At 75.0% G+C, this 13,109-nt stretch carries 10 protein-coding genes; 3 read left to right on the forward strand and 7 right to left on the reverse strand.

Annotated features, from left to right (window positions below):
• The first annotated feature begins 35 nt into the window (after positions 1-35).
• Positions 36-1,667 carry a LuxR C-terminal-related transcriptional regulator gene (locus tag ACIRBX_RS29980; protein ID WP_402301617.1) on the forward strand — a complete coding sequence of 544 codons (1,632 nt, stop codon included), beginning with the start codon at positions 36-38 and terminating at the stop codon, positions 1,665-1,667.
• A 33-nt stretch (positions 1,668-1,700) separates the two neighbouring features.
• Here ACIRBX_RS29980 and ACIRBX_RS29985 read toward each other — a convergent pair whose 3' ends face one another.
• The gene (locus tag ACIRBX_RS29985) at positions 1,701-2,696 is read right to left on the reverse strand and encodes a LuxR C-terminal-related transcriptional regulator (RefSeq protein ID WP_402301619.1); all 996 of its coding nucleotides are present in this window, start codon (positions 2,694-2,696) and stop codon (positions 1,701-1,703) included.
• A gap of 663 nt (positions 2,697-3,359) precedes the next feature.
• Between ACIRBX_RS29985 and ACIRBX_RS29990 the strand changes: the two genes are divergently transcribed.
• Complete coding sequence (locus ACIRBX_RS29990; RefSeq protein WP_402301622.1) at positions 3,360-3,512, forward strand: hypothetical protein; 153 nt, start codon at positions 3,360-3,362, stop codon at positions 3,510-3,512.
• Positions 3,513-3,599: 87 nt separating this feature from the next.
• On the opposite strand, the gene sucD is transcribed toward ACIRBX_RS29990, so the two are convergent.
• The 6 genes from sucD to ACIRBX_RS30020 all read right to left on the reverse strand — a co-directional run bounded on the left by sucD (position 3,600) and on the right by ACIRBX_RS30020 (position 11,474).
• A complete protein-coding gene (gene sucD / locus ACIRBX_RS29995) occupies positions 3,600-4,484 on the reverse strand; it encodes a succinate--CoA ligase subunit alpha (RefSeq protein WP_396296727.1) in 885 nt (294 codons plus the stop codon).
• 16 nt (positions 4,485-4,500) lie between these two features.
• Positions 4,501-5,673 (reverse strand): ADP-forming succinate--CoA ligase subunit beta, encoded by a 1,173-nt coding sequence (gene sucC / locus ACIRBX_RS30000; RefSeq protein WP_402301624.1) that lies wholly within the window; start codon positions 5,671-5,673, stop codon positions 4,501-4,503.
• 367 nt (positions 5,674-6,040) lie between these two features.
• A complete protein-coding gene (locus ACIRBX_RS30005; RefSeq protein ID WP_402301626.1) occupies positions 6,041-7,228 on the reverse strand; it encodes a VWA domain-containing protein in 1,188 nt (395 codons plus the stop codon).
• Positions 7,229-7,358: 130 nt separating this feature from the next.
• Positions 7,359-7,487, reverse strand: coding sequence for a hypothetical protein (locus ACIRBX_RS30010; protein ID WP_402301628.1), 129 nt, complete (start codon positions 7,485-7,487; stop codon positions 7,359-7,361).
• The gene (locus ACIRBX_RS30015; protein WP_402301631.1) at positions 7,487-10,270 is read right to left on the reverse strand and encodes a DUF5682 family protein; all 2,784 of its coding nucleotides are present in this window, start codon (positions 10,268-10,270) and stop codon (positions 7,487-7,489) included. The genes ACIRBX_RS30010 and ACIRBX_RS30015 overlap by 1 nt, the downstream gene beginning before the upstream one ends.
• A gap of 94 nt (positions 10,271-10,364) precedes the next feature.
• Positions 10,365-11,474, reverse strand: coding sequence for an AAA family ATPase (locus ACIRBX_RS30020; RefSeq protein ID WP_402301633.1), 1,110 nt, complete (start codon positions 11,472-11,474; stop codon positions 10,365-10,367).
• A 239-nt stretch (positions 11,475-11,713) separates the two neighbouring features.
• Between ACIRBX_RS30020 and ACIRBX_RS30025 the strand changes: the two genes are divergently transcribed.
• Positions 11,714-13,009: an SWIM zinc finger family protein gene (locus ACIRBX_RS30025; RefSeq protein ID WP_402301636.1), complete on the forward strand. Its 1,296-nt coding sequence runs from the start codon at positions 11,714-11,716 to the stop codon at positions 13,007-13,009.
• Positions 13,010-13,109: the final 100 nt, after the last annotated feature.

Below are 13,109 nucleotides of genomic sequence, written 5' to 3' on the forward strand. Positions count from 1 at the left end.
CCGAACGGCGTCTCCTCGTCGCGCCGGGCGGCCCGGTGACCGCGCCCTCGCCCTCCCCCACGCCCTCGCCCTCGCCCGCCGCCGCCCGGCCGGAGGCCGATCCGGCCAGGCTGCTCCGGCTGCTGACGCCCCGTGAGACCCAGGCGCTCGCCCTGCTCGCGGCGGGCCGCGACACCCGGGCCGTCGCCGAGGCTCTCGGGGTCTCGGTCGGCACGGCCCGGACCCACCTGCACCGGGCGATGCGGAAGCTCGGCGTGCACACCCGCTCGGAGGCCGCCACCATGGCCGCCCTGCTCGCCCCGACTCCCGCATCGGCGCCTGCGGCTGCGCCCACCACCGGCGCACCCGTCAGCCCGGCGGCCCACGACACCGACCCGGCGCCGACCGGTCCCGGCGCCCACTCCCCCTCCGGGTCCGAGGCCCCGACCCCCGCATCGGCGCCTGCGGCTGCAGCTGCGCCCGTCACCGGCACACCCGTCGGCCCGGCGGCCCACGACACCGCCCCCGGGCCGGACCCGCGTCCGGAGGGCTTCGAGGAGTTCTGCACCCTCGTCCACACCCGTCTGGTGCAGCAGACCTTCCTGCTCACCGCCTGCCGCCACCGCGCCGTGCACGCGGTGCACCTCGCACTCTCGGTGGCCGGGCGCCGCTGGTCCGCCGTGGGGGCCCTGCCGGATCCGGAGGCGTGGGCCCGGGCGTACGCCTTCGAGGCCGCGCAGGCGTTCTGGCACCGGGGCGGCCCGCGCCGGGCCCACCTGTGGCGCCGGCCCCGGAAGCCGATCCGGGTGCATCCGCTCCCTGACGGGGCGTCGGGCGGCAGCCCCGAGCCGGACGCCCTGACCCCGCGGGACCGCGACCTGCTGAAGGCGCTCGGCCGCCTCACCCGCCCGCAGCTGCGGGCCCTGGTGCTGCACGACGCACTCGGCCTGCCGGCCGAGGAGGTGGCGGCCGAGGTGCAGGCCAGTACGGCCGCCGCCGCCGGACGGGTCCGCACCGCGCGGGCGGCACTGGCCGCCTCGGTGCCGTCGCTGGTGGGCGAGGACCCGACGGCGGAGGACTTCGGCGACCGCCTCGGCGGGCTGCTGCACCAGGCGGCGGTGCGCGGCTGCCCCGCGCCGAAGCCGCCCTCGCCCGGGCTGCTCCGGGCCCGGGGGCGGCTGCGGTCCGGGCTGCTGACGGCCGCCGCCGGGGCGGTCAGTCTGGGCATGACGGGGCTGATCGTGGCCACCCTGACGGGTAACGGACCGTCAGCGCTCTTCCGGGAGCCGCCCCTTGCCCCGCCCTCGGTCTGCTCCACCGCCGATGCCGGCAGCGCGGGGCCGGTCCTCCCGGGCGCCACCCCCTGGCCGGGCGTGCCCAGTCACTGGTGCGGGCCCACCCCTGGACAGTCGCTGCCGCTCGGCCCGGCCCCGGCTCCGGCGACGGCCTCCGGCCCTGGTCCGCTCGCCGAGGCGATGCTGCCCCCGGCTCCGGCGGATCCGCCCGTCGCACCGGCTGTCGCACCGGTCGTGGGAGCTGCGGGAGCGGTGGAGGCCGACCCCGTCGTACCGCCGCTCGCACCCGTCCCGGTGCCGGTGCCCGCCGTGCCCTGCCCGGCGCTGCGGCCGTGTCCGACGGCGCCCGCCCCGGCCGGCCCGCCGTTCCGGTTCGAGCTGCGGGCGCCCTGACGGGGCGTCGGCGGCGAGCGGCCACCGGGCCGCTCAGAGCCGGTGCGGCAGCCAACCGTGCTGGACGGCCTTGGCCCCGGCCTCGAAGCGGCTCCGGGCGTTCAGCCGCTCCATCAGCTCGGTGGCGATCCGCCGGGCGGTCCGCTGCGAGACCCCGAGCCGCTTGCCGATCGCCTCGTCGGTGTAGCCCTCGGCCAGCAGGCGGACGGCGGTGGCCTCCTGGGGAGTGAGCCCGTTGGCGTCCGGGGTGGCCGAGACCCCGACCGGCTGGGCGGTCGACCAGACGTTCTCGAACAACGCGCACAGCGCCGTCACCGTGCCGTGCCCGGTGAGCACCACCGCTGCGGCGCCGCTGTCGTCCCCGTGCACCGGGATCACCACGGTGGACCGGTCCGTGATGATCATCCTGGTCGGGAGCGAGGGGGCCAGCCGGACCTGCGCGCCGCGTTCGGTCAGCCACTCGGCGTGCTCCACGACCGGCGCTTCGTTGCGGCAGCTCTCCAGGTAGACGGTGCGGATCCGGACGCCCCGGTCCAGGAGGTCCTGGTTGAGCGGCCGGGAGGCCAGGATGCTGTTCCGGGGCTGGCCCCGGCCCGGGGAGAAGGTCATCACCTCGTCCCGGGCCTCGCGGCCGATCGAGGCCAGCCGGCCCCTGATCGCGTCCAGCCCGACCAACTGCTCGACCCCCGGGTACGCGGTGGCCGGGCGGATCTCGGCGTACTCCGCGATCAGCCGGGCGGCGGCGGCCCGGGACGCCTCGACCCGCAGCTGCTGACTCGCCAGCTCGGCCTGCTGACGCGACATCAGGAGGTCCATCCCGACATCGGGCGACACCGCACGCAGCTCGCCGCTCCGCTCGTACGAGGGCCGCACCAGGGCCAGCTCGCTGAGCAGGTCGAGACCGCCCCGCACCTCCGCCTCGGACAGACCGGTGGCCGCCACCAGGCCGGCCACCCCCTCCTGCGGGTGCATCAGCATGGCGCGGTAGACCGCTTCCGCCGTGGTGTCCAGACCGAGAGTTGTGAGCACGCGTCCCCCACCCATTGCCTTTCCCCACGAACTTTCCGGAGGATCATCGCACGAACTCCATCAGGTGGGAATCGGGATTGGCCGCTTTGGGCCAAGGCCCCTTGCGTCCGACTTTCAGAGCTGTTCAGCCCATTCGACCCTTGTCAGAGTCGGCACCATGTACCTCATCCACGTCGAACTCCGGCGATCCGCACAAGGCGCCCAAGTCCCCCCGGAAACAGCCGAACTGATCCGTTCGACGGCTCGCCCGGAGGACCGCCTGGAGCACGTCTCCGTACACGCACGGGCACTGCCCCACCCGGCCGTCGGGCTCTACCTGCTGGCCGACCACCTCCAGCAGGCGGAGCAGCGCGCCGCGTCCCTGGCGAACCGTGCGGTCCGCACCCACCCCGCCCTGCTCGGCTGGCGGACCGGCCGGTGCGCGGTACCGCTGATCACCCCCGCCGTGGAACTCGGCCTGTCGGACGACGGACTCGGTGGACGGAATGGTCCTGGGCCCTTTCCGTCCAATCGGAATCCCTTCCACCGAACCTGACCTGCGACGAAAGTAGTGATCGCCGGAAGGGAACCCCACCGGCCGGCCCGGAGGCCGACAGTGTCATTACGGGACACCGGACTCCGAGGGCACCTTTCTCCCCGCTCTCCGTTTCCCGAGGACCCGTCATGCTGCGTACCCGTCTCGTCAAGACCATCGTGTTCGTCGCCGTCGCCGTCGGCGTCGCCCTCGCCGTGCCGACCGCCGAGTCCGGCCGCACCACCGGAGGCACCACGGCCGCCGCCCGGGTCGCCGCCGCGGACGACCTGAACTGGTGGTGACCCCTGCGCGACGCCCCGCCGTCCCCCCACGCCGAAGGGCCCGCCCCCTGACGGGTGCGGGCCCTTCGGACTGCCGTGCGGTGAGCCTTACTTGGAGATCAGCTCACGGGCCAGGCGGGCGGTCTCGGACGGCGTCTTGCCGACCTTGACACCGGCGGCCTCGAGGGCCTCCTTCTTCGCCTGGGCGGTGCCGGAGGAGCCGGAGACGATGGCGCCGGCGTGGCCCATGGTCTTGCCCTCGGGGGCGGTGAAGCCCGCGACGTAGCCGACGACCGGCTTGGTGACGTACTCGGCGATGAAGGCCGCGGCACGCTCCTCGGCGTCGCCGCCGATCTCACCGATCATCACGATCAGCTCGGTGTCCGGGTCGTCCTGGAACGCCTTGAGCGCGTCGATGTGGGTGGTGCCGATGACCGGGTCGCCACCGATGCCGACGGCCGAGGTGAAGCCGATGTCCCGCAGCTCGTACATGAGCTGGTAGGTCAGGGTGCCCGACTTCGAGACCAGGCCGATCTTGCCGGCCTGGGTGATGTCGGCCGGGATGATGCCCGCGTTGGACTGACCGGGGGAGATCAGGCCGGGGCAGTTCGGGCCGATGATCCGGGTCTTGTTGCCCTTGGAGCCGGCGTAGGCCCAGAACGCGGCGGTGTCGTGCACCGGCACGCCCTCGGTGATGACGACCGCGAGGCCGATCTCGGCGTCGATCGCCTCGACCACGGCGTCCTTGGTGAACTTCGGCGGAACGAAGATCACGGTGACGTCGGCGCCGGTGGCCGCGATGGCGTCCGCGACGGAGCCGAAGACGGGCACCTCGGTGCCGTCGACGTCAACGGTGGTGCCGGCCTTGCGCGGGTTCACGCCACCGACGATCTGGGTGCCCGAGGCGAGCATCCGACGGGTGTGCTTCATGCCCTCGGAGCCGGTCATGCCCTGGACGATGACCTTGCTGTCCTTGGTGAGGAAGATAGCCATGATTCAGTCCCCTTCCTTACTTGTTGGCCAGCTCGGCGGCGCGGTCGGCCGCACCGTCCATGGTGTCCACCTGCTGCACCAGCGGGTGGTTGGCGTCGGTCAGGATCTTGCGACCCAGCTCGGCGTTGTTGCCGTCGAGGCGGACGACCAGCGGCTTGGTGACCGCCTCGCCCTTCTCCTCCAGCAGGGCCAGCGCCTGCACGATGCCGTTGGCCACCGCGTCGCACGCGGTGATGCCGCCGAAGACGTTGACGAAGACCGACTTGACGTCGGCGTCGCCCAGGATGATCTCCAGGCCGTTCGCCATCACCTCGGCGGAGGCGCCGCCACCGATGTCGAGGAAGTTGGCCGGCTTGACGCCGCCGTGGTTCTCACCGGCGTAGGCGACCACGTCGAGGGTGCTCATGACGAGGCCCGCGCCGTTGCCGATGATGCCGACCTGACCGTCGAGCTTGACGTAGTTCAGGCCCTTGGCCTTCGCCGCCGCCTCGAGGGGGTTGGCCGCGGCCTTGTCCTCGAGCTCCTCGTGGTGCGGCTGGCGGAACTCGGCGTTCTCGTCCAGCGAGACCTTGCCGTCGAGCGCGATGATCTTGCCGTCGCCGGACTTGATCAGCGGGTTGACCTCGACCAGGAGGGCGTCCTCCTCGATGAAGACCTTCCAGAGCTTCACCAGCACGTCGGCGACCTGGTCGGCGATCTCGGCCGGGAACTTGGCCGCGGCGACGATCTCGGCGGCCTTCTCCGGGGTGCAGCCCTCGTTGGCGTCGACGGCGATCTTGGCGAGCGCGTCGGGGTTCTCCTCGGCGACGACCTCGATCTCCACGCCGCCCTCGACGCTGGCCATGGCCAGGAAGGTGCGGTTGGTGCGGTCCAGCAGGAAGGAGACGTAGTACTCCTCCTTGATGTCCGCCGTCTGAGCCAGCATCACCTTGTTGACGGTGTGGCCCTTGATGTCCATACCGAGGATCGCCCCGGCCTTGGCCACGGCGTCGGCCGGGTCGGAGGCGAGCTTCACGCCACCGGCCTTGCCTCGTCCACCCACCTTCACCTGAGCCTTGACGACGGCGCGGCCGCCGAAGCGCTCCGCGATGGCGGCAGCGTCTGCGGCGGTCTCGATGACATCGCCGTCAAGCACGGGCACACCGTGCTTGGCGAAGAGGTCCCTCGCCTGGTACTCGAACAGGTCCACGTGTTTGTCCTTGTTCGTGGTCGCGGATTGTGTCTCTACGAGCGTGCCACGGCAGGATCTTCGCTGCGGGTCGTCGAGGCTGAGCGGGTACGCAGAGACAGCCTTGCGGCCCACGCAGCCACGGGCGCACACGTCAATCAACACGCGCGTCACGTCCGCATGGCAGGTTATCCCCGTACGACGGGCGTGTTTCGCCCGGGGCCCCGTCCGCTTTGGTGAGAACCGTCACAACGGGACGCCCCGGGCGTGCCGCAGGCGCAGCTCACCGGTGGTCGGGGCGGGAGGTGAGGGGCGGGGCACCATCCCTCGTCCGGGTGAATGGTTTGGACACTCCGTCAGTTCCCCCCACCCGCCGCAGGACCGATCGTCAGGTTTCCGGGACCGGCAGCGGACGGCGCTCGATGGCCGCCGCCATGATCTCCGGGAAGGCGTCCGGAGTGCAGGCGAAGGCCGGGCAGCCGAGTGCGGCCAGCGCGGCGGCGTGCGCGTGGTCGTAGGCCGGCGCCCCCTCGTCGGAGAGCGCCAGCAGCGCGACGAACTGCACCCCGGCGGCCTTCATCGCCGCCACCCGCTTGAGCATCTCGTCCCGGATGCCGCCCTCGTAGAGATCGCTGATCAGCACCAGCACCGTGTCGGCGGGGCGGGTGATCCGGGACTGGCAGTACGCCAGCGCCCGGTTGATGTCGGTGCCGCCGCCGAGCTGCGTGGCGAACAGCACGTCCACCGGATCGGTGAGCTGCTCGGTCAGGTCGACCACCGAGGTGTCGAAGACCACCAGCCGGGTGGAGAGGCTCTTCATCGAGGACAGCACCGCCCCGAAGACCGCGGAGTGCACCACGGAGGGCGCCATCGAACCGGACTGGTCCACGCAGAGGATCACCTCCTTCTTCACCGAGCGCTGGGCCCGGGCGTAGCCGACCAGCCGCTCGGGCACCACCGTGCGGTACTCCGGGAGGTAGGTGGAGAGGTTGGCCCGGATGGTGCGGCCCCAGTCGATGTCCCGGTGGCGCGGGCGGTTCACCCTGGCGCTGCGGTCCAGCGCCCCGCCGAGGGTGGTCCGGGTGCGGTCGGCCAGGCGGCGCTCCAGCTCGGCCACCACCCGGCCGACCACCGCCCGGGCCGTCTCCCGGGTGGTCTCCGGCAGCGCGTGCTTGAGCGAGAGCAGGGTGGAGACCAGGTGCACGTCCGGCTCGACCGCCTCCAGCATCTCCGGCTCCAGCAGCAGCCGCTCCAGACCGAGGCGGGTGATGGCGTCCTGCTGCATCACCTGGACCACCGAGGTCGGGAAGTACTCCCGGATGTCACCCAGCCAGCGGGCCACCTGCGGCGCGGAGCCGCCCAGCCCGGCCGTCCGGGGCGCACCCGTACGGGGCCGGGCCCCGGCCTCCTCCGCGCCCCGGTAGAGCGCGGCCAGCGCACCGTCCATCGCGGCGTCCCGCCCGGCCAGCGCGCAGCCGGTGCCGTCCGCCTCGCCGCCGAGCACCAGCCGCCAGCGGCGCAGCCGCTCCCGCTCGGTGGACGAGGGCTGCTGCTCCGGGAGCCGGGTGGTCGTCATCGGGCACTCCTGCGATCGGTCTGACGGGGGATCCGGGGGCGGGCCCGGAGGGCAGTGGTCGGTACGGCGCAGCGGGCGGCGGGCCGGCCCCGGCGACCAGGGCGGACCACCGTGCAGTGATGCCTCGTCATCAGGCACTCCTGCGGTCGGTCTGACGGAGGATCCGGGGACGGGCCCGGAGGGCGGTCGGTACGGCGCAGCGGGCGGCGGGCCGGCCCCGGCGACCGGGGCAGGCCACCGTGCGGTGAGGTCCCGTCATCAGGCACTCCTGCGGTCGGTCTGACGGGGGATCCGGGGACGGCTGCCGCCGTCGGGAGCGAGCTCGGCGGTGCCGGGCCCGGCGGTGGGATCCGGGAGGCCGAGGAGGAGGCGGAGCACCGGCAGGGCGGCAGCCGCCCGCTCCTCGTCCACCCGCTCGTCCGCCGGCTGCCCGGAGGGAGCGGCGGCGGCGCCGAGCCGGCCGGCTGCCAGCTGCTCGCCGACGGTGCGGCGGACTCCGGCCTCCAGGGCGGCGAAGGTCCGGCGCAGCAGCGGCAGCACATCGGTGAACACCTCGTCCGGCACGCCGGTCAGCCAGCGGTCGAGCAGGGCGAGCAACTCCGGGTCGTGCAGCAGCAGGACGCCGCTGCCGGCCAGGAAGCCCTCCACCCAGCCGGCGGTGTCGGCCGGTGGGTTGGCGGGCGAGAGCACCAGGCCGAGCTGCTGCCCGGCGGCGGCCGGATCGATCCGGCCACCGTCCAGCAGCAGCCGCACCGCCCGCCCGCGCAGCAGCCCCGGCACCGCGCCCGACACCCCGGGCCCGCCCGCCCCGGCGGCGCCGACGGGCTGACGGCGCGCCAGCGACCCCAGCGCCCCGGCCCACCGGTCGGCCAGCGAGCCGCCGGGCCGGGCCTGCGGGGCCGACCCACCGGAGGCGTCCGGCCCGCCGCCACCGGGGACCGCACCGCCCGGAACGTCACGGGCCGGACCGTCGACGACCGGACCGCCACGGGCCGGCGCATCACCGGCCGGCGGATCGACGTCCGGGGCGCCGACGGCCGAGCCGTCCGGGGAGGTCGGCTGCCCGTCGGTCTCCGCATCGTCAGCCGTCAGCAGGGCGACGGCCGCGTGCACCCCCTCCAGGTGCCCGCGCAGGAGGCCCGCCTGCTCGGCGTCCAGCCCGACGCAGGCGGGCGGCAGGCCGACGCAGATCCGGTCGGCCAGCCCGTGCGCCACCGCCGCCAGGGCCGACCCGTCGGTGCCCCGGACGTCGCCGTAGCGCAGGGCGCGGACCAGGGCGGGGAGCGCCGAGGCGAGTTGGGCCACGTCGGTGTCGAGGGCGGCCCGGTCGGCCAGGGCCCGCATCACCGGCGGGAGGGCGGCCGGGAGCCCGGCCAGCAGGCACTGCTCCACCAGCTCGGTCAGCTCCGGCAGGCCCTCGGCCCGGGCCGCCCGCTCCACCGCCCGGCCGGTGGCGGCGGCCTCCACGGTGGTGCCCCACTGGGCGGCCACCGCGATCCGCACCGCGAACTCCGGCTGCCAGCGCAGCTTCCAGCTCTCCCGGAAGGTGCCGGTGGCGCGCACCGTGTCGTGCGCCCGGCTGCCCCAGTCGATCCCGATCAGCCGCAGCCGGTGCAGCAGCAGGGAGCGGGCCGCGTCGTTCTCCTTCCGCAGGTCGAGGACGAGCTCGCGCGGCTCGGGCTCCGGCTTGAGCCGCAGACTGCGCTGGAGCCTGCCGAGGTCCCGCTGGAGCGGCACCGTCGGTGCGCCGTCCGGAACTTCACCGAGCGCGTCACCGAGCACCAGCCGCTCGCGGACCAGCCGGAGCGCCACCTCCGAGCCGTCGCAGAGTACCGAGAGGATCGCGTCCAGCGTCTCCGGCAGCCCGGCCTGCGGACGCCCGCGCAGCACCGCGAGGGTACCCGCCAGCCGGACCGCCTCGATCACGTGCGCGGAGGAGACCGGGTGGTCCTCGGCGCGGAGCAGCTCGGCCGCCCTGGTCATCCAGAGCGCGAGCACCCGGGCGGCACCGTCCGCCTCCCCACCGCGACCTGACGGTGCGTCGGCACCGATCTCGGTCTCGGCACCGGCTCCTGCGGTGAACAGATGGTGGTACCAGCCGGGCGAGTCGATCCCGGCGCCGTAGCCGGTGTGCTGGGAGAGCCTGCGGTGCGTCCAGGGCACCCAGGTGACCTCGGTCCTGGCCTTCTTCGGCAGCGTCGCCAGCAGGGCCCGGTCGTGCGCGACCGTCGGCAGGGTGGCCAGTGCCGGGACGTGCCAGGCGCCGCAGACCACGGCGATCCGCCGGTGGCCGGCCCGCTTGGCGGCCCGGAGGGCCTGCCGCATGTACGCCTCGCGCAGCTCGTCCCGCCGCCCGGCCGGGTGCCGCTCGCGCAGCGCCGTCATCGCCTCGGCGACGGCCGCGAACGGGGCCAGCGGATCGGCCTCCGGGCCGGTGCCCGGGAGGCGGTGCTCGATCACGTCCTCCCACCAGGCCTCCGGATCGGCGTGCCCGGCCGCCTCCGCCAGGGCCCCGATCGGGTCGAAGCCCGACGCGTCGTCATCCTCCGCCCCGGGCCGCCCCTCCGGCTCCCCGAGCGGCGCCCCGTCCTCGGACGCGCCCTCGGACGGCTCGGAAGTGCCCCCCGGCACTCCCGGTCCGTCCGGGGCGTCGAGGGTCTCCACGGCGGGCGCCCCGCTGCCGGTTCCCGGAGCGTCGGCGACCGGGGCCGGCGCGGGCGCCAGCCCGTACCCGGCCGGCAGGTCGATGAAGGAGACCGGCACGCCCTCCCCCGTCGCGTACCGGATCGCCACCCACTCCGGGGAGAACGAGGCGAACGGCCAGAAGGCCGCCCGGGACGGGTCGTCGGCCGCGTGCGCGAGCAGCGCGACCGGCGGCACCATCCCCTCGTCGGCCGCCAGCCCGACCACCGCGTCGGCCTCCGGCGGGCCCTCGATCAGCACCACGTCGGGCCGCAGCCGCTCCAGCGCGGCTCCCACCGCCCGGGCCGAGCCCGGCCCGTGGTGGCGGACGCCGAGCAGCGTGACCTCTGCCGCACTCATTCCGTACTCCCCTCGATCGCTTCCCACCGCCCCGTCGCTCACCCGCACGACGCCCGGCACACGTGCCCCCGACGCGCCGTCAGCCCGCCACCGCTCAGCGGGCGTTCTCCCGGGCGGCCCGGTAGAAGTCCTTCCAGCCGTCCCGCTCCCGCAGCACGCCCTCCAGGTACTCCTGCCAGACCACCGTGTCGGTGCCCGGATCGCGCAGCACCGCCCCGGCCACCCCGGGCACCACGTCCCCCGCCCGCAGCGCGCCGTCCCCGAAGTGCGCGGCCAGCGCCAGTCCGTTGGTGACCACCGAGATGGCCTCGGCGGTGGAGAGGGTGCTGCTCGGGGTCTTCACCTTCGTCCGTCCGTCGGCGGTGACACCGGCCCGCAGCTCGCGGAAGACCGTGACCACCCGGCGGATCTCGGCCGCGCCCTCGGGCAGCTGCGGCAGGTCGAGCGAGCGGCCGAGCTGGGCCACCCGGCGGCTGACGATCTCGACCTCCTCCTCCAGCGACCCGGGCAGCGGGAGGACCACCGTGTTGAACCGGCGGCGCAGGGCGCTGGACAGCTCGTTCACCCCCCGGTCGCGGTCGTTGGCGGTGGCGATCAGGTTGAAGCCCCGGACCGCCTGCTGCTCGCCGCCCAACTCCGGGATCGGCAGCGTCTTCTCGGAGAGGATGGTGATCAGGCTGTCCTGCACGTCGGCCGGGATCCGGGTGAGCTCCTCGACCCGGGCGATCTGCCCGTGCGCCATCGCCCGCATCACCGGGGAGGGCACCAGGGCGTCCCGGCTGGGGCCGTGGGCGAGCAGCTGCGCGTAGTTCCACCCGTACCGGACGGCCTCCTCGGGGGTGCCGGCGGTGCCCTGCACCAGCAGGGTCGAGTCCCCGCTGATCGCCGCGGCCAGGTGCTCGGAGACCCAGGTCTTGGCGGTGCCGGGCACGCCGAGCAGCAGGAGCGCCCGATCGGTGGCCAGCGTGGTCACCGCGACCTCGACGGTGCGGCGCGGGCCGACGTACTTGGGGGTGATCACGGTGCCGTCCGGCAGCGTGCCTCCCAGCAGGTAGGTGGCGACGGCCCAGGGCGAGAGCCGCCAGCGCTCGGGGCGCGGCCGGTCGTCCTGCGCGGCGAGCGCGGCCAGCTCGGCGGCGAAGGCGTCCTCGGCGTGCGCGCGGAGCACCTCGGGGGCACCCTGGCGCTCGGTCTGAGCAGTCATCAAAAGCTCCTCTGGATCGGCCGCAGGGCAGAGCTGTGGCAAGGGAGTGGAGAGGGACGAGCTGGGTGCAGAGGCGTCTTCACATGGGCAGCTACCAGCGCGGGCAGACGGCGGCGGACCGCGGCCCGTCGCCCTGCGAGAACCACCATGCACCCCCGGACTGACAGTCGGGGCGCCGGAACTGACAGATCACCAGTTCGAGTGAACGGCTGTCAGTGCCCCGCCCTAGCGTCGTCCCCATGGATCGATGGACCACCGAACACGTCCTCTCCCTCGCCCCCGACCAGCCCTCCCGCAAGGCCGCCGGCAAACTCTCCTCCCCCGCCCCGTGGTCCGGCACCGGCCTCGGACGCGGGGCGCTCTGGGGGCTGTGCAAGGGCAGCGGCTCCACGCCCTACCGCACCGTGGTCGAGCTCGGCACGCCCGCCTACAAGTGCAGCTGCCCGAGCCGCAAGTTCCCCTGCAAGCACGCCCTCGGCCTGCTGCTGCTCTGGAGCGGCGACCCGGCGGCGGTCACCGGGTCGGCGCCGCCGGAGTGGGCCGGCGAGTGGCTCGACGCGCGCGAGCAGGCCGCCGCCCGCCGGGCCGAGCCGCCGGCCGCACCCGCCGATCCGGCCGCCGCCGCCCGCCGGGCCGAGCGCCGGGCCGGCCGGATCGCGGCCGGCGCCGCCGAGCTCCGGCTCCGGCTGGCCGACCGGGTCCGGCACGGCCTGGCCGAGGAGAAGCCCGGCGGCTGGGACGAGGTGGCGGCCCGGATGGTGGACGCCCAGGCTCCCCGACTGGCCACCCAGGTACGGGAGTTGGCGTACGCGCCGACGGCCGACCGGCTCTCCGAGTACGCCCTGCTGCACCTGCTGGCCGGCGCCGTCGGACGCTCCGCCGAGCTGCCCGAGCCGCTGGCCGCCACCGTCCGGGCCCGGGTCGGCGTGCCGGTCGACACCGCCGAGCTGCTCGCCGGACCGACCGTCCGGGACCGCTGGCTGGTGCTGGGCAGCCGGGACACCGCCGACGACCGGCTGACCACCCGCCGCACCTGGCTGCGCGGTACCAAGACCGGCCGCCCGGCCCTGCTGCTCTCCTTCGGCGCCCCCGGCCGCTCCCCCGACCTCGCCCTCCCCACCGGCCACCTGCTGGAGGCAGAGCTGGCCTACCACCCGGGCACCCGCCCGCTCCGGGCCGTGCTCGGCACCCGGCACGGCGGCCCGGAGGCCGAGCTCCCGGCCCCGGCCGGCACCGGGCCGGGCGAGGCGGTGGCCGCGTACGGCCGGGCGGTCGCCGAGGACCCCTGGCTGGCCTCCTGGCCGGTGGTGCTCGCGGACGTGGTGCCCGTCCTCGGCCCCGAGGGCTGGCGCCTGACGGACGGTCACCACAGCCTGCCCGTCCGCCCGGGCAGCTGCCCGGAGTCCGCGCTCTGGCGGCTGGCCGCGCTCTCCGCCGGGCACCCGCTCACCGTCTTCGGCGAGTACGGCCACCGGGGCTTCGCCCCGGTCACCGCCTGGCCCCGGGACGGCGGGCCGACCGGGCTCACCCAGTGACGCCCCGGGGCGCCGGGGAACGGCAGGAGGCACCACCGGCCCGCCCTCGCCCGGGGCCCGCTCCGGGCGGCTCCCCGCACCCCCGGCGTGACCGGTTCCC

The organism is Kitasatospora sp. NPDC096147, assembly GCF_044763225.1.
Taxonomy (GTDB): Bacteria; Actinomycetota; Actinomycetes; order Streptomycetales; family Streptomycetaceae; genus Kitasatospora.

Coding starts and splice junctions, on each gene's coding strand:
- ACIRBX_RS29990 (WP_402301622.1), top strand. CDS start 3,360: ATGCTGCGTACCCGTCTCGTCAAGACCATCGTGTTCGTCGCCGTCGCC.
- sucD (WP_396296727.1), bottom strand. CDS start 4,484: ATGGCTATCTTCCTCACCAAGGACAGCAAGGTCATCGTCCAGGGCATG.
- ACIRBX_RS30005 (WP_402301626.1), bottom strand. CDS start 7,228: ATGACGACCACCCGGCTCCCGGAGCAGCAGCCCTCGTCCACCGAGCGG.
- ACIRBX_RS30010 (WP_402301628.1), bottom strand. CDS start 7,487: ATGACGGGACCTCACCGCACGGTGGCCTGCCCCGGTCGCCGGGGCCGG.
- ACIRBX_RS30015 (WP_402301631.1), bottom strand. CDS start 10,270: ATGAGTGCGGCAGAGGTCACGCTGCTCGGCGTCCGCCACCACGGGCCG.
- ACIRBX_RS30020 (WP_402301633.1), bottom strand. CDS start 11,474: ATGACTGCTCAGACCGAGCGCCAGGGTGCCCCCGAGGTGCTCCGCGCG.
- ACIRBX_RS30025 (WP_402301636.1), top strand. CDS start 11,714: ATGGATCGATGGACCACCGAACACGTCCTCTCCCTCGCCCCCGACCAG.